General features: G+C 39.9%; 14 protein-coding genes and 1 tRNA gene. 3 read left to right on the top strand and 12 right to left on the bottom strand.

Features of this window, described 5'->3' with window-relative positions; genetic code table 11:
- Window positions 1–48 precede the first annotated feature (48 nt).
- From Q4597_RS16745 to Q4597_RS16760, 4 genes are all read right to left on the bottom strand, one after another.
- Window positions 49–1,299, bottom strand: a complete 1,251-nt coding sequence (locus Q4597_RS16745; protein ID WP_303407279.1) for an FAD-binding oxidoreductase — start codon at window positions 1,297–1,299, stop codon at window positions 49–51.
- 16 nt (window positions 1,300–1,315) lie between these two features.
- Complete coding sequence (locus Q4597_RS16750; RefSeq protein ID WP_303407280.1) at window positions 1,316–2,323, bottom strand: 4-hydroxyproline epimerase; 1,008 nt, start codon at window positions 2,321–2,323, stop codon at window positions 1,316–1,318.
- Window positions 2,324–2,356: 33 nt separating this feature from the next.
- Window positions 2,357–3,943, bottom strand: a complete 1,587-nt coding sequence (locus Q4597_RS16755; protein ID WP_303407281.1) for an aldehyde dehydrogenase (NADP(+)) — start codon at window positions 3,941–3,943, stop codon at window positions 2,357–2,359.
- Window positions 3,944–4,104: 161 nt separating this feature from the next.
- A complete protein-coding gene (locus tag Q4597_RS16760; RefSeq protein ID WP_303407282.1) occupies window positions 4,105–5,043 on the bottom strand; it encodes a dihydrodipicolinate synthase family protein in 939 nt (312 codons plus the stop codon).
- A gap of 143 nt (window positions 5,044–5,186) precedes the next feature.
- On the opposite strand from Q4597_RS16760, the gene Q4597_RS16765 reads away from it, so the two are divergent.
- Window positions 5,187–6,041 (top strand): AraC family transcriptional regulator, encoded by an 855-nt coding sequence (locus Q4597_RS16765; RefSeq protein ID WP_303407283.1) that lies wholly within the window; start codon window positions 5,187–5,189, stop codon window positions 6,039–6,041.
- Between the two features lie 12 nt (window positions 6,042–6,053).
- On the opposite strand, the gene Q4597_RS16770 is transcribed toward Q4597_RS16765, so the two are convergent.
- Window positions 6,054–7,160 (bottom strand): aldose epimerase family protein, encoded by a 1,107-nt coding sequence (locus Q4597_RS16770; RefSeq protein WP_303407284.1) that lies wholly within the window; start codon window positions 7,158–7,160, stop codon window positions 6,054–6,056.
- A 230-nt stretch (window positions 7,161–7,390) separates the two neighbouring features.
- Here Q4597_RS16770 and Q4597_RS16775 point away from each other — a divergent pair, with 230 nt between their 5' ends.
- Entirely contained in the window at window positions 7,391–8,959 is a 1,569-nt protein-coding gene (locus Q4597_RS16775; protein ID WP_303407285.1) for a M28 family metallopeptidase, read from the top strand.
- Window positions 8,960–9,070: 111 nt separating this feature from the next.
- Here Q4597_RS16775 and Q4597_RS16780 read toward each other — a convergent pair.
- Window positions 9,071–9,147 (bottom strand) — tRNA-His (locus Q4597_RS16780).
- 275 nt (window positions 9,148–9,422) lie between these two features.
- Here Q4597_RS16780 and Q4597_RS16785 point away from each other — a divergent pair.
- Window positions 9,423–11,489 carry a tetratricopeptide repeat-containing sensor histidine kinase gene (locus tag Q4597_RS16785; protein ID WP_289039535.1) on the top strand — a complete coding sequence of 689 codons (2,067 nt, stop codon included), beginning with the start codon at window positions 9,423–9,425 and terminating at the stop codon, window positions 11,487–11,489.
- On the opposite strand, the gene bshB1 is transcribed toward Q4597_RS16785, so the two are convergent.
- The 6 genes from bshB1 to Q4597_RS16815 all read right to left on the bottom strand — a co-directional run bounded on the left by bshB1 (window position 11,486) and on the right by Q4597_RS16815 (window position 20,969).
- Window positions 11,486–12,208 carry a bacillithiol biosynthesis deacetylase BshB1 gene (gene bshB1 / locus Q4597_RS16790; protein ID WP_303407286.1) on the bottom strand — a complete coding sequence of 241 codons (723 nt, stop codon included), beginning with the start codon at window positions 12,206–12,208 and terminating at the stop codon, window positions 11,486–11,488. The genes Q4597_RS16785 and bshB1 overlap by 4 nt on opposite strands.
- 32 nt (window positions 12,209–12,240) lie before the next feature.
- The gene (locus Q4597_RS16795; RefSeq protein ID WP_303407287.1) at window positions 12,241–13,416 is read right to left on the bottom strand and encodes a PLP-dependent aspartate aminotransferase family protein; all 1,176 of its coding nucleotides are present in this window, start codon (window positions 13,414–13,416) and stop codon (window positions 12,241–12,243) included.
- 40 nt (window positions 13,417–13,456) lie between these two features.
- Window positions 13,457–14,866, bottom strand: a complete 1,410-nt coding sequence (locus Q4597_RS16800; RefSeq protein ID WP_303407288.1) for an MATE family efflux transporter — start codon at window positions 14,864–14,866, stop codon at window positions 13,457–13,459.
- A 292-nt stretch (window positions 14,867–15,158) separates the two neighbouring features.
- Window positions 15,159–16,721, bottom strand: coding sequence for an arylsulfatase (locus tag Q4597_RS16805; RefSeq protein WP_303407289.1), 1,563 nt, complete (start codon window positions 16,719–16,721; stop codon window positions 15,159–15,161).
- Window positions 16,722–16,774: 53 nt separating this feature from the next.
- On the bottom strand, window positions 16,775–19,297 hold the full coding sequence (locus tag Q4597_RS16810) for an alkaline phosphatase D family protein (RefSeq protein ID WP_303407290.1): 2,523 nt from the start codon (window positions 19,295–19,297) through the stop codon (window positions 16,775–16,777).
- A 1-nt stretch (window position 19,298) separates the two neighbouring features.
- The gene (locus Q4597_RS16815; protein ID WP_303407291.1) at window positions 19,299–20,969 is read right to left on the bottom strand and encodes a RagB/SusD family nutrient uptake outer membrane protein; all 1,671 of its coding nucleotides are present in this window, start codon (window positions 20,967–20,969) and stop codon (window positions 19,299–19,301) included.
- Window positions 20,970–20,973 lie beyond the last annotated feature (4 nt).

The following is a 20,973-nucleotide window of genomic DNA, read 5'->3' on the forward strand; positions in this document are numbered from 1 at the left end:
GTTTTCCGATTCTTTTGTGTTAAAATTGCTTTTTGTGTTTTACACTTTTTAAAACCTTCTGTCCGGAGAAAAAGCATCGATTTCCATAGATGTTTTTTTGTCGTCAATAATCTCAGCAACCAATTTGCCAGTTGCAGGCCCTAAGCTCCACCCCATCATGGCATGCCCAGTAGCCAAGGTTAAATTTGAAAGCTTAGATGACCTTCCTATATAAGGGAGTCCATCTGGAGAAACTGGACGTAATCCCGTTTTTACGTTCGCTATTTCATTGGCATTGATATCTACCGTAGGATAGTATTTTTTAACTCCATTTGCGATAGCCATTACTCTTTCATTTCTTACCAAATCATTTAACCCAGAGAACTCCATAGTTCCGGCAAAGCGGGTAAAACCATTCATTGGAGTTACCGCCATTTTAGACTCCATGAGAATAGCAGGAATAGTTATTCCCGTAGGTCTCGCAACGTTTATACTGTACCCTTTTCCTCCTTGCAATGGTATATTCAGGTTTAATTTTTTAGAAACGTTCCCACTCCATGAACCTGCCGCAATTATCACCTCTTCTGGAGTATAGGTTCCTTTAGACGTTATAACCTCATGAACACGGTTGCTCTTTACCTTCATGTCGGTTACCTCCTCGTTTAAACGTACATCCACACCAACATTTTTAAGGTAATCCAACATTTTGGGCATAAATTGGGTAGGTGTTGTGTGTCCATCACATTCATAATGAATGGCACCTTGGGCATCAATTGCAACCTCTGGTTCAAGTCTCGCCAATTGCTTTTGGTCTAATTCCTTAACTTCCAAACCTAAAAAACTGGCTTTGTTCGCTACTTCTTTCTCATGAAGGTAAGCCTCCTTAGTTTTATAGAGCATCAATAGTCCTTTTCGTTCTAATTGAAAATCGCCCAAATCACCGGAGTTTTTTATGTCTTCAAACAATTCTCTACTAATAATATTAATATCCTTAATTACAGGAATTGCCCGCGCTACCTTTTCCTTAGTAGACGATTTATGAAAATACCAAGACCATTTGAAGAACTCCATATCCCAACGAGGTTTCATGTAAAACGGACTGGCCGAATTGAACATCATCTTGATGCCCTTAGCAATCATACCAGGTGATGCCAAAGGAATTATGTGACTAGGGGTAATATATCCCGCATTCACGAAGGAAGCTCCTGAGGTTATATCTGATTTCTCTATAATAGTAACTTCGTGCCCTTCTTTCTGCAGAAAATAAGCTGTACTAAGCCCAATTATTCCTCCCCCTATTATGGTTATTTTTTTACTCACTTCTCTTTTTAACGTATTAAATAACTTGAAACCCGTGTGCGTATGGGTCATCATCGTCTATGGTAATCGTGTTCTGCCCATACACTCTGGCCCATCCTTGAATACTTGGAACAATAGCTTTCCGGTTGCCAAGGACAGTCTCCTGTTCTACCCTTCCTACAAATTGAGAACCTATAAAACTCTCATGGATAAACTCCTCTCCTACCTTTAATTTTCCTTTGGCATACCATTGCGCCATTCTAGCAGAAGTTCCTGTGCCACAGGGAGACCGATCTATTGCTTTATCCCCATAAAAAACAGCGTTTCTTGCGGTAGCAGCAGGAGATATAACATTGCCGGTCCACAAAACGTGACTCACTCCATTAATGGTTTCATCATCTGGGTGGACAAAATTGTTTGGGTATTTTGAATTGATTCGCTCCCGAATCTCCTGACTCAACTGAACCAGCTTTCCTGCGGTAAAATCCTGAATGCCCGAAAAATTTTTCTGAGGGTCTATTATAGCATAAAAATTCCCGCCATAGGAGACATCAAAAACCAATTCGCCTAAAACAGAACTCTCAACCGTTAATTCGGTAGCGGCTAAGTAGGATTTAACGTTGGTCAACTTAACCCAGTCTACCTTCTTTCCTGTTTGTTGATAATCTATCATTACAAGACCTGCGGGAGTTTCCATCCGAATTTTTCCAGGGGTCTTGGGTTTAAGCAAGCCCTCTTCAACACCAATGGTAATGGCCCCAATAGTGCCATGACCGCACATGGGCAAACAACCACTCGTTTCTATAAAAAGAATGCCAAAATCATTTTCAGGATTTTCTGGTTGATAAAAGATGCTACCGCTCATCATGTCATGCCCTCGAGGCTCAAACATAAGCCCTTTCCGAATCCAATCATATTCCTTTAAAAAGTGCTGGCGCTTTTCACTCATGGAAACCCCTACGAGCTTAGGTCCGCCCTCTGCAACCACCCTAACGGGATTTCCACAGGTATGAGCATCTATACACCTAAAAATATGTGTTGCCATAACTCAACAATTATTCTCCTAACGTTGTTGACCCTATTCTATTTTCCTATTGGTATGCTCACTATCCACAATTCTCATGATAGAAAGTGGATTGCTATTCTGCAAGGCCTCCGGTAATTCCTCCTGTGGCCAATTCTGAAAAGAGACGGGCCTTACCCAGCGCTTAATGGCAGACACCCCAACCGATGTAAATCGGCTATCGGTACTTGCCGGAAATGGTCCGCCATGCTGCATGGAAGGACAAACTTCCACACCCGTTGGAACCCCATTGAATATCAGCCTTCCTACCCTACCTTGCAAAGCGTCTACAGCAGCCCTATAAATTTTCAACTCATCAGCGTTACCAAGTACGGTACCGGTTAATTGTCCTTCCAGACAATCCAGGACTTGTTTCAACTCCTTGGCATCGGCACATCTCACTACAATAGAAAATGGACCGAATACTTCTTGATGTAACTTAGGGTTCTTTAAAAAATTGGCCCCGTTAACCGTTAGTACCTTCTGTTGTGCATAATTAGGAGCTACTGAGCTTTTATAATCCGCAACAACATCGGCACCTCCTTGAGAGGAAAGCTCCTTTTTCCCTTTTTCATAATTGCTGTGAATACTTGGGTGCAACATGCAGGTAGGTTCCAATTTTTCAATTTCCTCTCCCAGCGCATTTGTAAAGACATCTAAAGAAGTACTTTTTATACCAAGGATCAAACCAGGATTGGTGCAAAACTGACCTGCCCCCAACATTACGGAACCGGCATATTGCCGGGCCCAATCCAATCCCTTTTCACGTAATGCGGAAGGAAGAGCCAAAACAGGATTTATACTGCCCATTTCCGCAAAAACGGGAATAGGTTCTTTACGTTCATTCGCTAATTTATAAAGGGCCGTACCGCCTTTTATACTGCCTGTAAAACCCACACCTTTGATCTTTGGATGAAGTACCAACTGCTGACCGACTTCTATACCGCTACTATTTAAGTTGGAAAAAACGCCATCCGGCATATCCGTGCGTTCCGCTGCTTTTATGATGGCGGAAGAAACCAACTCTCCCGTACCTGCGTGCATAGGGTGACTCTTTACGATTACCGGGCAACCGGAAGCCAGTGCACTTGCAGTATCACCACCTGCGGTTGAAAATGCCAGAGGAAAATTACTGGAACCAAAGACCGCTATTGGCCCTATGGGCAGCAGCATTTTACGTAAGTCTATTTTTGGTAACGGTTTCCTATCCGGTTGGGCCGTGTCTATAGTTGCCTCTACCCAAGAGCCCTCTTTTAACAACTGGGCAAATGCTTTTAATTGCCCCATGGTACGGCCATGTTCGCCAATAGCCCTTCCTTCCGGAAGACCCGATTCTTTGCAATAGGTTTGGATAAGCTCATCTCCCAATGCTTCTATTTCTTCGGCGATAGCCTCCAAAAATTGAGCCTTTTTAACTCCAGAGAAGTTTTTGTAATTCAGAAAGGCTTCATGAGCTTTCTGCACAGCGGCATCAATTTCTTCCTTTGTAGCCTCATAAAAAGTCCATTCCGTCTCCAGATTCAATTTAGGGTCAAAGGTCTTATATGTGTTACTTTCATTAGCTGAAAGTTCGTTTCCTATGTAGTTTTTTCCTGTAATCATTCTATTGTTTTAAAGATCTTACCAATCGCCTTGAAACTACTATATTTGAGTTGAAGCACCAAGAGTTTTCACCAAAGACTTTGCTGATAAAAATTACCCCAATTCGCTTAAATCTTCGCCAATTATAAAACTTTCACGAACAAATTCTAGACTGTTCTGTGCTAGACCAACTCTTTGTTTACAGCAGTTAGGTTTTTATAATCCGGTAAAACCGGTCTATTTTTCAATCCGGCATCTATGACCTGTAAGACCCTTTCCCGTTCTTTACCTTGCAAAGGAAGTCTAGGTTTTCTTACGGTCTCCGTACCAATGCCTGTAGCAACTTCGGCCAACTTAATATTCTGAACCAATTGTGGGCTTATATCCAGCTCCAACAAAGGCAAAAACCATCTGTAAATTTCAGTTGCTTCTTTAGTATAACCAGCTTTTGCCAATTCATAAATAGCAACAGTTTCTGCAGGAAAGGCACATACCAAACCTGCAACCCAACCATCGGCACCTATAAGAAGACTTTCAAGTGCTAGCGGATCTACACCTGTTAGAATACTAAGGTCTTTGCCAAATGCGTTGCGTAATCTTCCAATATTGATAATATCCCTTGTAGACTCTTTTACAGCGGTAATGTTCTTTAACTCTAATAGTTCTTTGAACATGCTTACCGTTACTTCAATCTTATAGTCTACAGGATTGTTGTAAATCATAATAGGAAGCTCTGTACTTCTTGTTATTTCCTTAAAGTATTCTACAGTTTCGTAATCTGTAGATTTATAGCGCATAGGCGGTAAAATCATCAATCCGTTTGCACCACTCTCCTGGGCATCTTTAACGGCCTGCAGTGCCATTGTTGTAGCTTGTTCCGCAATGGTCATAATAACGGGAATCTTGCCTTCTACAATTTGGATTGTTTCTTTGATAAGTACCTTTTTCTCTTCTGCGGTCAATGTGCTGGCTTCACCAAGCGATCCTCCCAATACTATACCATGTACACCGGCTTCTACCTGAGCCTCTATATTTTTACGGAACACCTTTAGATCAAGCGAATCATCTTGATTAAACTTTGTGGTAACTGCTGGCATTACACCTTTCCATTCGAATTTCATTTGCCCATATTTAATATTACACCAGCAAAATTAACAGAAGATCACTCGTGTTAATTAGAGCATTTTATCAGAAAATTATATTATATTATCCAATTATATCACTGAGTGCATATATACTGAATTAAATACGCATAATCACTTTTATGAAAGTTCACCCATTTCAAGTGCCAAAACCCCTGCACCAGAATTTAATAGTTCAGGTGGATCGCGAAATGATATTTTACAATAAACTGCACCAACATGCAGAAATTCAGTTTACACTAATTGTAAAAGGAAAAGGAAAACTAATTATAGGAGATAGTGTACATCCCTTTGAAGATGGAAATTTCTTTGCCATAGGTCCCCATACCCCACATTTGTTCAAAAACGATAAAACCGATGAACTGGCGCATAAAATTTCGCTTTTTTTTACTGAAGAGACTTTTGGCACATCGTTTTTTACATTGCCCGATCTGGAAGAATTGCAACCCCTTTTAGGTTTTATAAATGAGGGGTTTAAAGTTACGGGAAGCGTAACTCCTATAGCCACGACCATGAACCTACTTCCCCAGTTGGACAAACTTGATCGTTTTATTGCGTTTTTCGGCTTATTAAAAAACCTTGCCCATGCTGATAAGAGGCCATTAACCAATTTTAATTCATCAAAGAAATTGGGCAGTATGCAAGGCCAACGCATGCAAACCATTTTTGACTACGTAGTAACCCATTTTCAAGATAATATTGATCTGAACACTATTTCAACAAAGGTTCACATGACCCCAAATGCCTTTTGCAAATTCTTTAAACAGCACACCAATAAAACGTTTTTTCAATTTTTAATAGAGCTACGAATAGAACACGCTTGCCAATTGTTAAACCGGTATGACAGTGAACTTTCTATTTTAGAAATCTCCGAACAATCTGGATTCACTTCTATTTCCAATTTTAACAGACAGTTTAAAAAATTGAAAAAAGTAATTCCCTCTAGATATGCCAACCATCAAAAGAAGGGCAACTAGAGGAAATACTTTCTAATTCTGAGTAACCCCAAACTTGTAAGTACAATAAGATGTGTACGTTTCACCCGGATTCAAACGGGTACTAGGAAACTCCGGGTGGTTTGGCGAGTCTGGAAAATGTTGTGTTTCTAAACAGAAAGAACCTCTACGCACATAGGCCTTTCCACTTTTACCCGTATCTGAGCCGTCTAAGAAATTACCTCCGTAAAACTGCACCCCAGGTTCGGATGTATACACCTCTAAAGTACGCCCACTAGTAGGCTCCACAACCCTAGCGGCAAAAGTTAAACCCTCACGATTCTTGGGTACTTCATTAAGGACAAAATTATGGTCGTAACCGTTGCCTAATTTTAACTGCTCAAAGTCCTCTTCTATATCTTTACCTATTGCTTTTGGCTTTCTAAAATCAAAAGGAGTTCCTGCAACATCCTGTAATTCGCCTGTTGGGATCAAACCGCTATCTACCGGTGTAAATTTTTCTGCATTCAATAATACCTCGTGGTCATTAACCGTGCCTTCTCCCTCTCCTTTTAAATTAAAGAATGAGTGGTTTGTTAAATTCAAATATGTAGGCTTATCCGTTTTGGCTTCGTAGCTTATTTGTAACGCATTCTCATCCGTTAAAATATAGTTCACTTTAACGTCAAGATTTCCGGGATAACCTTCTTCCATATCCGGAGAAGTACGACTAAAGCTAATGGAATTATCGGTTTGCTCCTCTACCTTCCAAACTACACTTTCAAAACCTACCAACCCTCCGTGAAGATGATTCTCATTATTGTTAATGGCCAAATCGTACGTTGTTCCATCTAAACTAAATTTTCCCTTTGCTATGCGGTTCCCATATCTTCCAATAACAGCACCGTAGTAGTTCTTTTTTGCTCTATAATCCTCCAAGTTATCAAAACCTAAAACCACATCTTTAAACTCACCGTTCTTATCCGGAACATATAACGAAACCAGACGCTGCCCGTAATTTGTAAAAGTTACCTCCATACCGTTGGCGTTGGACAGAACAAAGAATTTTACGGAATCTCCTTCTATTGTTGTGGTAAAATCGTCTGGATTAATATGCTTCTCATATTTGGTAATAGGTGTTTCTGGGACGGATGCGCTCATTTTTTCTTTTTTAGTTTGGTTACAAGAAAGGTTAATAGTACTGGCCAAGCCACAAGCAATTAACAATTTTACGATTTTCATAGGTATAAAGGTGTTGGATTTTTCAATAAAACCAAAAGCAAGTTAACTAAAAAACCAAAGAATCATCAAACATAATTATTGCTTGGCCAAGAGACCTGTTCTAATTGTTTTCGTTAATTTTGGAAACTTTGAAAGCTAACTCACACAATATGAAAAAACTCATTATTCTAGCTATAGGATTGGCTATGGCCTGCAACTCATCACAAACTACCGTTTCCGAGGGAGATAAGAACACTGTTACTGCACCTACCAATACTCCTGAAACCTTTGCGGAGACCATTACTGAAAGCGAATTAAAAGAACATTTGTACACCTACGCTTCCGATGAATTTGAAGGTAGGGAGACCGGAAAACCGGGGCAAAAGAAGGCTGTTAAATATTTAAAGGCCCAATACGAAAAATTAGGGATTCCTGCTGCAAAGAAGGATGGGGACTATTTTCAAAATGTACCGCTTGAGGTTAGTAAATTACCAGAGGGAACCCTTTACGTTGATGGTAAGTCATATCCTCTGGGAGAAAACTTCCTTACTTTTTCCAAAGCACAAGGCACGTTTGATAACATTATTTATGTGGGATACGGTATTGAGGAAGGCAGCTATTCCGACTATAAAAATATTGATGTAACAGGAAAAGTAGTTTTGGTTAAATCCGGAGAACCCATTGCTGCCAATGGAAACTATGTATTATCCGGAACCTCTGAGAAATCTATATGGAGTAACATGTCCGAGTCTCTAGGCAAGCGCTTGGAACTAGCTACATCTAAAGGCGCCAAGGGCATTCTTTATTATGATGAAACCAACTTTACCCGTTTTAAAAGTAGGTTTGAATGGATGAAAAGAAACGATAGTGGCAGAATGGAATTGGCCAAAGATGACACCGATGGCTTTTTTAATTTTCTTATTAACGGCAAATTGGCCAAAGCTATTTTTTCCAATATTCAATCTGATAACAAGCCGCAGAAAATAACTAAAAAGCTGGTAGTTGATGTTAAAAGTGAAAATAACGGTATTGAATCGGAAAACGTAGTGGCTGTAATTAAAGGTTCCGAAAAACCGGATGAATACGTAGTCCTTTCGTCTCACCTTGATCATATTGGAGTTTCTCCTGAAGGAGAAATAAATAATGGCGCAGATGATGACGGTTCCGGAACGGTTGCCCTTTTAGAAATTGCACAGGCATTTAAAAAGGCCGTAGACGCAGGTCAAGGACCTAAACGTTCTATAGTTTTTCTACATGTAACCGGTGAGGAAAAAGGGTTGTTGGGCTCTCAATATTACGCAGATATTGACCCAATTTTTCCGTTGGAAAATACGGTTGCCAATCTTAATATTGATATGATAGGGCGAATTGACCCAAAACGTACAGGAGAACGTAACTACATTTACCTAATTGGTTCCGATAAGCTCAGTACGGAACTTCATGAGCTATCCGAGGAAGTCAACAGCAAGTACACCAATATTGAATTGGATTATACGTACAATGATGAAAACGACCCCAATCGTTTTTACTATAGAAGTGACCATTACAACTTTGCCAAAAACAACATTCCTATTATTTTCTATTTTAATGGAACGCACGATGATTACCATAGACCAGGAGATACACCGGATAAGATTAATTATGACCTTCTTGAAAACCGTACGCGTCTAGTCTTTTATACGGCTTGGGAAGTAGCCAACCGTAAAGATCGTATTACGGTAGATAAGGCTTCAAAATAACCCTCTAAAATTAAAAAAACCTGTCGTAAAAGACAGGTTTTTTCATACCCTTATTTTAGATAATATATAAAACCAAAAAAGCCCTGTCAAAATTGACAGGGCTTTTTGTTTTGGGGTGGAAGACCGGTTTCGAACCGGCGACCTCTTGAACCACAATCAAGCGCTCTAACCAGCTGAGCTACAACCACCATTTGTAAGCGGTGGCAAAGATACTTTTTTTCATGTAATCTTTCAAAATAAAACTTCTGTTATTTTCTTGAAGCATCACGATATCGTATCAAAGCAACTGATAATGAATACTTAAACCTCAATAAAATCTTTAAAAACATCGACAAAATGCAAGGTAATCGGGTCAAAACACACAATTTTTAGCGTTTCACAACAAATATTAGAGATATCTACATCATGTAGATACATTAGATGAATAATTAATTTTAAAATGTTTTTCGTCAAATCCCATTCTTTGACCTCTTCAAGGCTATCCAAATTATGCATTTTGCTTTTTGGTATACTCGTGTTGTCTACGTTAAAGGCAAACTCACAACAAGAGACGAAGGATAGTTTGCACACCCTCATTAAGGATTTAAGAAAAACACCCAACTTTTCCAATAAGGATACCACTTACATAAATTTACTCAATGACCTAGCTTACGAACTACGGTACTACAATTCGGATAGTCTTTTGCTACTTTCTAATCTTGCCTTAGACTACAGTAGGTCTTTGCACTATAAAAAAGGGGAAAACCATGCGCTGGTAGAAATAGGCATTTACTATTCAGATAAGGGCAACCATTCCAAGAGTATAAGTTACTTTGAAAATGCCTTGGCCATGAGTAAAAGCCGAAAGGATGTAGATTTGACTTTAAGAGCCCAAAACAACCTAGCCTCCCAGTTTAGTTATATTGGAAACTACGCCAAATCATTAATTTATTATTTAGAGGGTATAGACATTGCAAATGAGAACGAAAAGAAATTCATGCAATCCGTAATTAATGAGAACGTAGCTAACCTCTATGCTTCGCAAAAAGACTATACACAGGCTTTGGAGTTCTACAAAAAAGTAAAGAAGATAAACGAAGATATAGGGAATGAAATCTGCTCTGCAGAAACTATGAGTAACATTGCCTCTATTTACGCAGATATGGGTGAATTGGAATACGCCATGTTCAACGCCAATGCGAGCATTGCCATTTTTGAAAAAAATAAAAAGATGGAATGGCTTGCCTATGCCTATGCTATAAAGGGCAAAACCTATTTAAAGGACAATAAATACAAATGGGCGTTATACTGGTATAGGCAGAGTGAAATGCTTCATGAAAAAATTCAGGATCCCCGTGGTAAAATAGAATTGCTCAACGGCATGTCTCAAGCGTACTTAGGTTTAGAAAAGGATGATATGTCCGAGAAGTATGCGTTAGAGGCCTATGACATTTCCAACTCTATTAAAGATATGGAAGGCTCTCAACAATGCGCAAAGACACTTTACAAAATAAATAAGAACAAAGAGAACTTTACACAAGCTCTTAAATACCACGAAATATTCCAATCGTTGTCCGATACGCTGTCCCGAAACGAAAACAAAAAAAGTTTGACCATGCTCAAAACCAAAATGGAGCATGAAAAGCAAAAGGCCGACCTTATAGAGGAAAACGAGAAGCAATTAGATATGCAAAGGGCTTACGTTAATGTAGCCTTAGGCATACTTTTGATTTTTATTGTGGTTACGTTATTGGTGGGCAGAAGTGAAAAAATTCAAAAGAATTTGAACTTGGAGCTTCAAAAGAAAACCGAAGACCTTGAACAAAGTAAACTTGAGCTGCATGAGATAAACGGAACCAAGGATAAGTTGTTTTCAATTATAGGACATGACCTACGTGGCCCAATTGCCGCTTTCCAAGGATTACTAAAATTGTTTAAAAACGGAGAAATAGAGCAAAATGAGTTTATGAGCTTTATGCCTAAACTTTCACATGATATAGACCACATATCATTTACGCTGAACAATCTCTTAACCTGGGGGCAAACCCAAATGAACGGGGCCGTAACAAGACCCGAGGTAGTTGCACTGGAAACAGTGGTAAGGGATAATATTGACCTGCTTTCCGAAATAGCAAAAAATAAATCCATTCGTCTAGTAAACCATTTGGAACCCAAAACGCTAACATGGTCCGATGGTAATCAAATAGACATTGTTATCCGTAACCTTATTAGCAATGCCCTAAAATTTACTCCCGAAAACGGCATGGTTACCATTAACGCAATTGAAAAGAAAAATCAATGGCAAGTTTCTATTCGAGATACCGGTATAGGTATGAACAAAGAAACCATAGACAAAATTTTCTCCCACAACTCTACCCTAACCACCTACGGTACCAACAATGAGAAAGGTACAGGTCTGGGACTATCCCTATGTAAAGAAATGATAGAGAAAAACAACGGAACCATATGGGTAGAAAGTTTATTACGTAAAGGAAGTACCTTTCACTTTACCTTACCAAGGGCCAAAAACAAATATCAAAAAACGGCCTAAATTAGATCATCTATATTCTTTATAGCCACAAAGCGCTCTGTGGTAAAGCCTTCTGCATACTCTACCCCTACCAGCCTTCCTAAATCCCTAGCCCGGTAATTTACACTATCAATAAAGTTCTTACTGCTTATAGGAGTTTCCGGTTCTTTGCTTTTGGGGTCATGAAATTGTGAGGAATATGCTAAAATAGCTTCTGTTTTCTTAGTAATGAATTCAGAGACATCCACAACAAAATCCGGTTCTATGTTCTTCCATTGAATATAATGGTATACTACCTTGGGCCTCCATTGCGTTTGATTTGCTCCATCAACATCTAATTGCGTTTCAATTTTTATCAACCCACTTAAAAAACAAGCATCACTTACCAACTTACTTCCTTTTCCATGATCTATGTGGCGATCATCAATTGCATTGCACAAAACAATATCTGGTTGGTATTTACGCACCATTTTAATGATTTCTAACTGATGTTCCCTATCGTTTACAAAGAAACCGTCTGCAAATCCTAAATTTTCTCGCGCTGATACTCCAAGAATTTTGGCAGCCGCAGCGGCTTCGTTATCTCTAATCTCGGCGGAACCCCGTGTACCAAGTTCACCACGGGTCAAATCTACAATACCTACTTTTTTGCCGTTTGCTATGGCTTTGGCAATGGTAGCTCCGGCGCCAAGTTCTACATCATCTGGGTGAGCGCCAAAAGCTAATATATCTAATTTCATTACGTATTTTTGAAAGTTATGCTATATATAGATTAACTAGTCGTTACTTCTTTGGTCAACCTTACTTTTTTCAATGCTTGTTCTATATCGGCAACGAGGTCTTCTGGTTCTTCTATCCCCACCGAAAAACGAATTAATCCGTCTAAAATACCCTGCTTTGCCCTTTCTTCTGCACTTAAAAGTGCGTGCGATGTTTTGGTTGGCGAAAGTACAGTACTCTCTACCCCTGCCAAACTCATTGATGGTTTTATAAGCTGTAATTCTTTCTGAAATTGGGCGGCATCATAATCTTCATGCAATTCAAAAGACAACATTCCACCAAAACCGTTCATTTGTGCCTTTGCCAATTCATAATCAGGATGGCTCTTTAACCCTGGGTAATATACTTTGGTGACCGCGTTACTACCCTCTAGATATTCCGCCATACGTTGCGCATTCTCGTTTTGTGCCTTAACCCGTAACCCCATTGTTTTTAAACTTCTTTCGAGCAGCCAGACGGTATAATCACTAAGGCTTCCACCAAAATTCTTGGCTAGACCAAAAATTTTATTGATGTTTTCTTCCGTTGAAGCTACTGCACCTGCCAAAATATCGGAGTGACCTCCCATATATTTGGTTGCACTATGTATAACGATATCAATACCAAAATCGATAGGATTCTGATTAACAGGACTAGCAAATGTATTATCGATCATGGAAACCAATCCGTGCTTTTTGGCCAGCCTCGCAATGGCATCCATATCGGTTATAGTCAATAGCGGATTTGAAGGTGTTTCAATATAAATCACCTTAGTATTGGACCTAATTTTTTCCTCAAAATCCTCTGGGCGCCAACCTTCGGTGAACGAATATTCTATCCCAAATTTTTCAAACTCCTCTACAATAAGGTTATATGTACCTCCGTACAAAACCTGTTGCAAAACAATATGGTCTCCCGCTCTTAAAAAAGCCATTAACGAAGTGGTGATAGCTGCCATTCCGCTTCCAAAAATAAGTCCCGCTTCAGTATGTTCCAGAGCAGCTATTTTTCTACACAAAGCCTCTTGGTTTGGTGTATTAAAGTATCTAGGGTACCGTTTAACATCTACATCCTCAAAAGCATACGAACTGCTCATATAAAGAGGCGAAACTGCACCTTTAAATTGCTCATCCTTTACTTCGCCTACATGGGTACAAATAGTATTTAACCCTATTTTTTTCTGCTCCATAATTTAAAAAGTTTAGAAAGCTAAAGTTACAAAAAGCCTATTAGACGCTCACCTTTTTCCAGTTTCCTTTTTTAAACCAGACCATAGAAATCACGGCCAAAAGCACCTCAGCTGCAGTAATAGCAATAAACACGCCCATAGCGCCTAAATTAAAAGTTATAGCAACCAAGTAAGCGAACGGCAACTGAAACAACCAAAACGCAATAAGATTAATTTTTGTGGGTGTACCCGTATCCCCTGCTCCGTTAAAAGCTTGGGTTACAACCATTCCGTACGCATAGAATATATAGCCAATAGCAATAATTTGTAAACACAGCCCACCATTTTGGATTACAACCTCATTAGTATTGAACCAACCTACAATATCATAGGCGAAGAATAGGTAAATTAAGGATACCACCCCCATAAAATAGGCGTTGTACTTCCCGGTTTTCCAAACCGAAGTTTCGGCTCGTTCCGGCTGCAGGGCGCCCAAGTTCTGCCCTACCAAAGTTGCTGCGGCATTGCTCATACCCCAAGAAGGCATTAAAGTAAAAAGCATAACACGGATAGCAATCGTATAACCTGCCAATACCTCACTACCAAACTCGGACATCATGCGCATTAAAAACACCCAACTAGAAGTACCTATGAGAAATTGAGCTATACCTCCTAGGGAAACCTTGACTAAATTAAGCATTACACTAAAACGGATGACCATATCCTTAAAGCCAATCTTAATACGGCTCCACCCAAAGAACAAAACCGCTAGTTGAAATAAAACGGCCGTTCCGCGACCTATGTTCGTTGCTATAGCAGCACCTGTTACTCCGTACTCCGGAATGGGTCCCCATCCGAAAATAAAAATAGGATCCAGAAAAATATTGAGTCCGTTGGAAAGTACCAAGGCCCACATAGCAACGGAAGCGTCTCCCGCTCCCCTAAAAATTGCGTTGATCAGGAACAAAAGCAAAATGGTAATGTTGCCGCCAAGTAAAAGTTGGGTATACCCATACCCTTCGGCAATCAAATCAGGTTCCGCTCCCATTAGCGCTAAAATGTCCTTGGCATATAAAAATCCGAACACGCCAACAAGCAAGGAAACCAAAACACCCAAAGCTATTGCCTGTACGGCCGCTTCTTGGGCTCCTTTTATATCCTTTGCTCCTATACGGCGAGCTACAATGGCCGTTGCCGCCATACTGAGCCCTATAGCAACAGCGTAGACCAACGTTACCACAGATTCCGTAAGACCAATAGTAGCAACGGCATTTACACTTACCTGCGATACATAAGCGATATCTACAATAGCAAAAATGGACTCCATCATCATCTCCAAAATCATGGGGATGGAGAGCATAAAAATAGCTTTCCGGATGCTTCCTGTAGTGAATTCTGTCTCTTTACCGGTTACGGCAATTATAAAGTATTGAAACAGTCTTTTAAAAGTGATTCTATTTAAATGTGGCATTTGAAATGAAATTATGTTGATAAAAGGAAGAGCATGTCAAAACCGAACGAAGAAAGTTCGATTAACCTTAGGCATATAACCTGGTGACATCTATACGGAACATAATTTCTATAACTTCATGATGGTTCAAATATCCAATTAATTTTTTAAATAAAAAAGAAAAAAATAAAACCGCCTCAAACATAACAGGCTCATAATGAACTCCTATCACCTTTGAAGCGGTTAATAATTAAGTGTGTCAGAAAGAATTATTTTGTAAAATAATTAAAACATCCCACCTCAACTTTTTACTCTATTTTAATTCCAACTCCTTGATCTCAACATCAGAAGTACCTCTAATCGCCTCATAATCGGCAATTAATTCTTGAAGTTTTTCCGGGTTTTCTTTAGCAAGGTTTTTCGTCTGACTAATATCTTCTTTCACATTATACAATTGGTATTCACTATCATTACCCAATTCTATATTAACCTGCTTATTTATAGCAGCTCCCTTATATGGTGGTATCATAGCCCAATCTCCTTTTCTAAGGGCCGTTCTAGAACCTGCTTCCAATACCAATTCAGTTCTTGCTTCTTTAGTTTCTCCCAAGAATGCACCTAAAAGGTTCTCACTATCCTCTCCTTTTTTATCGCTTCCCACCAATGCCGCAATAGAAGTAAGTAAATCTACTTGACAAACCAAAGCATCTGATTTGGCAGGAGCAATCTTGCCTTTCCAATATGTGATAAATGGAACACGTGTACCCGCCTCGAACAAACTGTATTTACCGCCACGTAAAGCACCTGCAGGTGTATGTTTACCCAATTTTTCTTCGGAATCATCATAGTATCCATCGTTTACTACAGGGCCATTATCACTAGAGAAAACAATAAGTGTATTTTCTAAAAGACCTTGGTTCTCCAAAGTTTTTATGAATTCGCCTACAACCCAATCCGCTTCAAGAATAACATCGCCACGAGGGCCCATTCCGGATTTCCCAACAAAACGTGGGTGAGGTGTACGCGGTACGTGAGGCTGCTGTAAGGCATAATACAAGAAGAAAGGCTCGTCTTTATGGGCGGTTACATATTCCTGTGCTTTTACCAAAAAGTGATCCGCCATTTCTACATCCTTCCATTTAGCGGCCTCGCCACCTTTCATGTATCCAATACGCGGAATACCGTTTACAATACTATTATTATGGCCATGGTGCCATTTCATAGTTGTCAACTCCGGATTATCCAATCCTGTAGGTTCTCCCTCAAAGTTATTTTTGTAATCAACTTCTATAGGATCGTTAGGATCAAGACCATCAACATTTCCATTATCAATATATACGGTTGGGACCCTATCTTGTGTTGCCGCAAGAATATAAGAGTAATCAAAACCAACTTCGTTAGGCCCTGGAGATACTCTCTCGTTCCAATTTACATTTCCGTTACCCAAGCCTAAATGCCACTTTCCTACAATACCCGTAGCATAACCTTTTTCCTTAAGCATTTTAGGAACGGTAAGCTGATCCGTACTAATGATTAAAGGAGCTGTGCCCGGAAGTATCTTGGCATCCTTATTTCTCCAAGGGTATCTACCGGTAAGGATGGCGTAACGACTTGGTGTACACGTAGCCGAAGTAGCATACCCATTAGTAAATTGAACTCCGCCTTCCGCTAGAGCATCAATATTTGGTGTGTTTAATTCCGTTGCACCGTATGAGCTAAGGTCTCCGTACCCCAAATCATCCATATAGATAAAAACAATATTAGGTTGCTTTGGACTTTTATCTGGAACTGCCGTTTTTTCTTCCTTAGATTTACAGCCGGATAACACCAACAATAAGAGGGCTCCTTGTAAAAAATAATTCCTTAAACTTGTCATGAAACTGTTTTGTATTTATAAATTAATTTACTTTCAAATTTATTCCTTTTTGTTTAGACGGAAATAGACTTTTTAGGATCAATGGTTATTTCTATACCACTTATGGTTTTTTCCTTGCCTCCTTCTCCTATTACCAAAGTGTATTTGCCTTGTTCATATACGGAGGGCGTATAACTATTCCCTTTCATACGCATGGCGTGCACCAATTCTTTGGTGTCCTCTTTGATAATTTTTAGTAACTGGTTGGCCGATTCTGTGTTCAACTTAGGAAGGTACCCAATTGGTCTTCGGCCATCATTATCTGTCTGTTGAATTGTTAATGGCCAGCCCGGGTAGGTGTTTTTTTCTGAATCGATATCTAAGTTAGCAAGAAAGCGGATTGCTTCCATTTTTATAGTACGCTTCTTAGTATCAAAAGTAACCAGCCCATAACCTGAAGCCTTTTTCTGTGCTTTTTGGTAACGGTCATACTCTTCTTCAAAATCATCCGTAGGATTTCCTACTGCATAGATATAATTATCGTTTCCAAATCCGTCACGGTAACAGCCTGTATTGGGAAGACCATGTTCCGGTCTATCGGTAAAAGGTATATTAACCGAATCCGGTTGCCCCCATCTTGGATACCCCGTAGATATAGCCGGTGTACAGAACGTCCACCCTGCATCCCTAGGTTCATCTATACTGTATTGTACCATAAAAGGTAAATGTTGATCACCATTAATATGAAAGGCACATGCTTTTCTAATAGTCCTTATTACTTCATCCCTTTTGGTTTTTGGCCAACCACCGGAATCTAGATCTCCGAACAAAAATTCTTTTGTTGGCCCGTGGTGCGTACCCACATTTGAGAACAGGGTTTGACTAAGCAATACTTTCATGTTCGCACCCTTCCAGTCCGCCACCCAATCATTTAAAAAGTCTAGTTGCCTTTGCCCCATAAAATCCAGGTCCTCCGATTCAAGTTCGCCGGGTTTGGCCGGTGCGGTTAAATGATCTATTCTTCCCTCTCCGGACCTAACCATTTCCGGCCCCGATTTAAAAAGCCGATCACTTACAATAGCAAAGCTTACATTACCATAGACCAAGTGCGTGTACCATGTACTAATGTTAGATTTCATAGGCGCTTTATCAAAAGCATCGGGCATATGACCGCATTGAGTTTTGTTAACCACATTTACAAAATTTGGAGTTTGAACTAAACCACCGTGAGCATCGCGAACTTTTTCCCACTCTTCAAAACCAATACCTTCACCACCTTCTCCCCATAGATTACCTTGGTATACATCATGATCATCTGGAGTACATATACTTGGTCTGTTCCTTAATACATCACCAAATGCCCAACCGAACATATACCATTTACCCAAATAGTTGAGAATGGCCTTGTTCTCCGGTTGTCTCTTTATAGGATAACCACCGTTGCCTTCGTACAACTGATCTCCTGAAAAATATAGCATATCAGGGTTTGACCTATCCAAGTTCTCTACTAAAGGGCGGTATGGGAATCCCATAGCATGCTGGCAGGTTAGCCCCCCAAAAGTTAGAGGTCTATCCAAAGGCTCCTTACGAATAACGCCTTCATACACATGGCGTTCTTTATCCAATGTGTAACGCAAACGATACTTTATATCTTCTCTCGCATCCCAATCATCCACAGAAAAAATAGATGTAAAAGTTACCGGGTCTATTTGCCTTTTTGCTTCTTTTATCCATTTTCCGTTTCTCAAAAATTGAAGTTCTATTTTTTGGGAATCCTTTTCGCCAATTGGCGGAAGTTGTGCGGTTAGTTTTAATTTACCCCTAGAAAGGGTGTACATTGCCCATAAAATGGGGCCAAAACTATTTTCCGCCTTATGTTGCACTTTTGAGCCCGATAATTTTACATCGGCCCACCAAAAAGTGCTTTCCTTTTTTTTACTTCCTTTATTCTCTAAAGCCACTAACCCATTAAGGTTACCCTCTAGCGTATGTCTTAACGTTGCTGTCTTCCCATTTGCATCAGTAGCCAGAAGCGTAAGCTCAGTTTCTTTTTCCTTACTCCGTGCTTCTAACTGTAAAGAGAAGTTCTGAAAACCAAATCCCTCCGGTAGCTTTTCCTTCTGCTTATCAATATAAATTTCTCCTTCTAGATTTATCCCTACGGAAATACCTTTTCCAAAATAACAAGCAGCTTTAACACTATTAGGATCCGTATAGTCTTTTATACCAACCGAAAAGCCAACGCCTCCCTTACCCCCCTTATTCTGCAACAAGCCTAAATTACCCGAAAGCATGAAATCTCCCTGATTGCCGTCAAGAATATGAGTTAAAATGTGAAGCCTTGATTGCTTTTCCACACCGGAAAACTCCAATCTATTGTTTTTTATTTCCCAATCTTCCATGGGCACTGCCCAGAAAGAACTCCCTATCCATACCCTTTGGTTCAGCTTTGTAAAATCAGTTTTAAAACTATCATTTGCTGTATCAAAAGCGGTATTTTCTACAAAATCCTTTGCCAAAATAGGGTTAAAAGGACTTACCAGCATGGGCACGGCAAGTCCTAGGTTCTGTATAAACTTTCTTCTTTTTATGGTCATCTTAATTACCCAATTTAGGGTTAACATTTACCTCAGACTCTGGAATAGGCCAAACATTGTCTACACCCGACCTAAAGTTTTTTGAAGTAACAAACCATCTGGATTGCGGATCAATTTTCTTTGATGTTGTTGGATACAATGTGGAGTTTGGAAAAGGAGCTCCCCAAAAATCACCGGTTAGAACTTCGTCACCAATGTCCCATCTAAAAATATCCCAAAGACGTTGACCTTCCAACGCCAATTCAATTCTTCTTTCATTTCTTAATATAGGATGAAGCGCCGCCGGATCAGTTTCCGTTATAGGCGGAAGCCCTACGGACGCACGACCACGCACTTGGTTAATAGTTTCATCCAGTAAAGCCTGTGTTATTGGATTACCCGCCTCAAGTTCTGCTTCTAAATAACTTAGCAAAACTTCGGCATACCTGATAATCGGGAGATTGCCTCCATAATCCGACCTTAGATTTCCACTGAAAGACTCGTCAAAAAACTTACGTAGTCCGTACCCTGTTCTCGTTGCCTGTTTAGAATAGGTTAACTGATCTAAAGATTCAGTATGATCTGGGTGACAGTCATAAATCTTATCCCCAAAAGTAGAGCCGTCCCAAAGTAGGTTATACCTGAACCTTGGATCTCTATTGGCTCCCATATCATCATAGTCAAATCTAGGGTCATCATAGGATAGTGGTGTACCGTCGTCAAAACCATAAGCATCTGCCAGACTCCCTAAAGGGTTGACAATATGCCAACCAGAAGACACAGCAGGATAAGCATGTTGTGGTAATGCATTACCGGCTTGGCCGCCAAAATATTGTGTGCTGAAAATATTTTCACTGCTGCCTTCATTGGCCGGAGTAAAGAGAGAAGCATAGTCTGGATCTATCACATTCTCATCCATATCGATAATTTCTTTGTACACCTTTGATGCTTCTGCAAAGTTCTTTTCCCCCAGGTACATTCTGCCCAAGAAAGCCAAAGCCGCCTGCTTGTTGGCTCTACCTGCCTCCGTACCGGACAATTCCGCATACGATGGTAAATCTGCAGCGGCGGCCTGCAACTCACTAATTACAAAAGAAACCAATTCTGCTTTTGTTGCTTTATCAACATTGTTTGCCTCATCAGGAGTTAATGTGGTAGTAACTAAAGGAGCACTACCCCAGAACTGGGTAATATAGAAATAGGTGGCCGCCCTTAGAAAACGTACCTCGGCACTCATTCTGTCAATTTTGGATTGATCCATATCAACATTACCCACGTTTTCCAAGAAATCGTTACAAATGGCAATTCGCTTATAAGAACCTTTCCAATACCCATTAATAACATTATTGTTGGGTAAAAGCGTACCATTCGTCAAACGGTTTTGAGTAGAGTTATCTCCCCTACGGTCATACGCGTTATCCGTTGCGAACTCCATAAAAACAATTCCGCAATAGGTCCACCAATCAGATGGCACTACCTGAGTTCCGTATTCAATGGCACCGCGGTAAGCACCTGTTAAAGCTATATTTGCATTAGACTCCGATGTCCAAAAATTATCTTTTGCAAAAGCGTTGCTCGGAAATTGTTCCAGTTCTTTGTCGCAACCTGAAAAAAGTACCACTGCCAAGCCCAAAATAATGAACCGAGCAAAAGAGGGAATACGACTTATATATGTGTATAAAGTATTTGACATTGTT

The organism is Zobellia sp. 1_MG-2023 (genome assembly GCF_030549125.1).
In the GTDB taxonomy this organism is placed as follows: Bacteria; Bacteroidota; Bacteroidia; order Flavobacteriales; family Flavobacteriaceae; genus Zobellia; species Zobellia russellii.

Excerpts from the sequence above, each read along its gene's own strand:
- Q4597_RS16795 (WP_303407287.1), bottom strand. The coding sequence starts at position 13,416 with ATGGAGCAGAAAAAAATAGGGTTAAATACTATTTGTACCCATGTAGGC.
- Q4597_RS16760 (WP_303407282.1), bottom strand. The coding sequence starts at position 5,043 with ATGAAATTCGAATGGAAAGGTGTAATGCCAGCAGTTACCACAAAGTTT.
- Q4597_RS16815 (WP_303407291.1), bottom strand. The coding sequence starts at position 20,969 with ATGTCAAATACTTTATACACATATATAAGTCGTATTCCCTCTTTTGCT.
- Q4597_RS16775 (WP_303407285.1), top strand. The coding sequence starts at position 7,391 with ATGAAAAAACTCATTATTCTAGCTATAGGATTGGCTATGGCCTGCAAC.
- Q4597_RS16765 (WP_303407283.1), top strand. The coding sequence starts at position 5,187 with ATGAAAGTTCACCCATTTCAAGTGCCAAAACCCCTGCACCAGAATTTA.
- bshB1 (WP_303407286.1), bottom strand. The coding sequence starts at position 12,208 with ATGAAATTAGATATATTAGCTTTTGGCGCTCACCCAGATGATGTAGAA.
- Q4597_RS16755 (WP_303407281.1), bottom strand. The coding sequence starts at position 3,943 with ATGATTACAGGAAAAAACTACATAGGAAACGAACTTTCAGCTAATGAA.
- Q4597_RS16805 (WP_303407289.1), bottom strand. The coding sequence starts at position 16,721 with ATGACAAGTTTAAGGAATTATTTTTTACAAGGAGCCCTCTTATTGTTG.
- Q4597_RS16770 (WP_303407284.1), bottom strand. The coding sequence starts at position 7,160 with ATGAGCGCATCCGTCCCAGAAACACCTATTACCAAATATGAGAAGCAT.
- Q4597_RS16750 (WP_303407280.1), bottom strand. The coding sequence starts at position 2,323 with ATGGCAACACATATTTTTAGGTGTATAGATGCTCATACCTGTGGAAAT.
- Q4597_RS16800 (WP_303407288.1), bottom strand. The coding sequence starts at position 14,866 with ATGCCACATTTAAATAGAATCACTTTTAAAAGACTGTTTCAATACTTT.
- Q4597_RS16810 (WP_303407290.1), bottom strand. The coding sequence starts at position 19,297 with ATGACCATAAAAAGAAGAAAGTTTATACAGAACCTAGGACTTGCCGTG.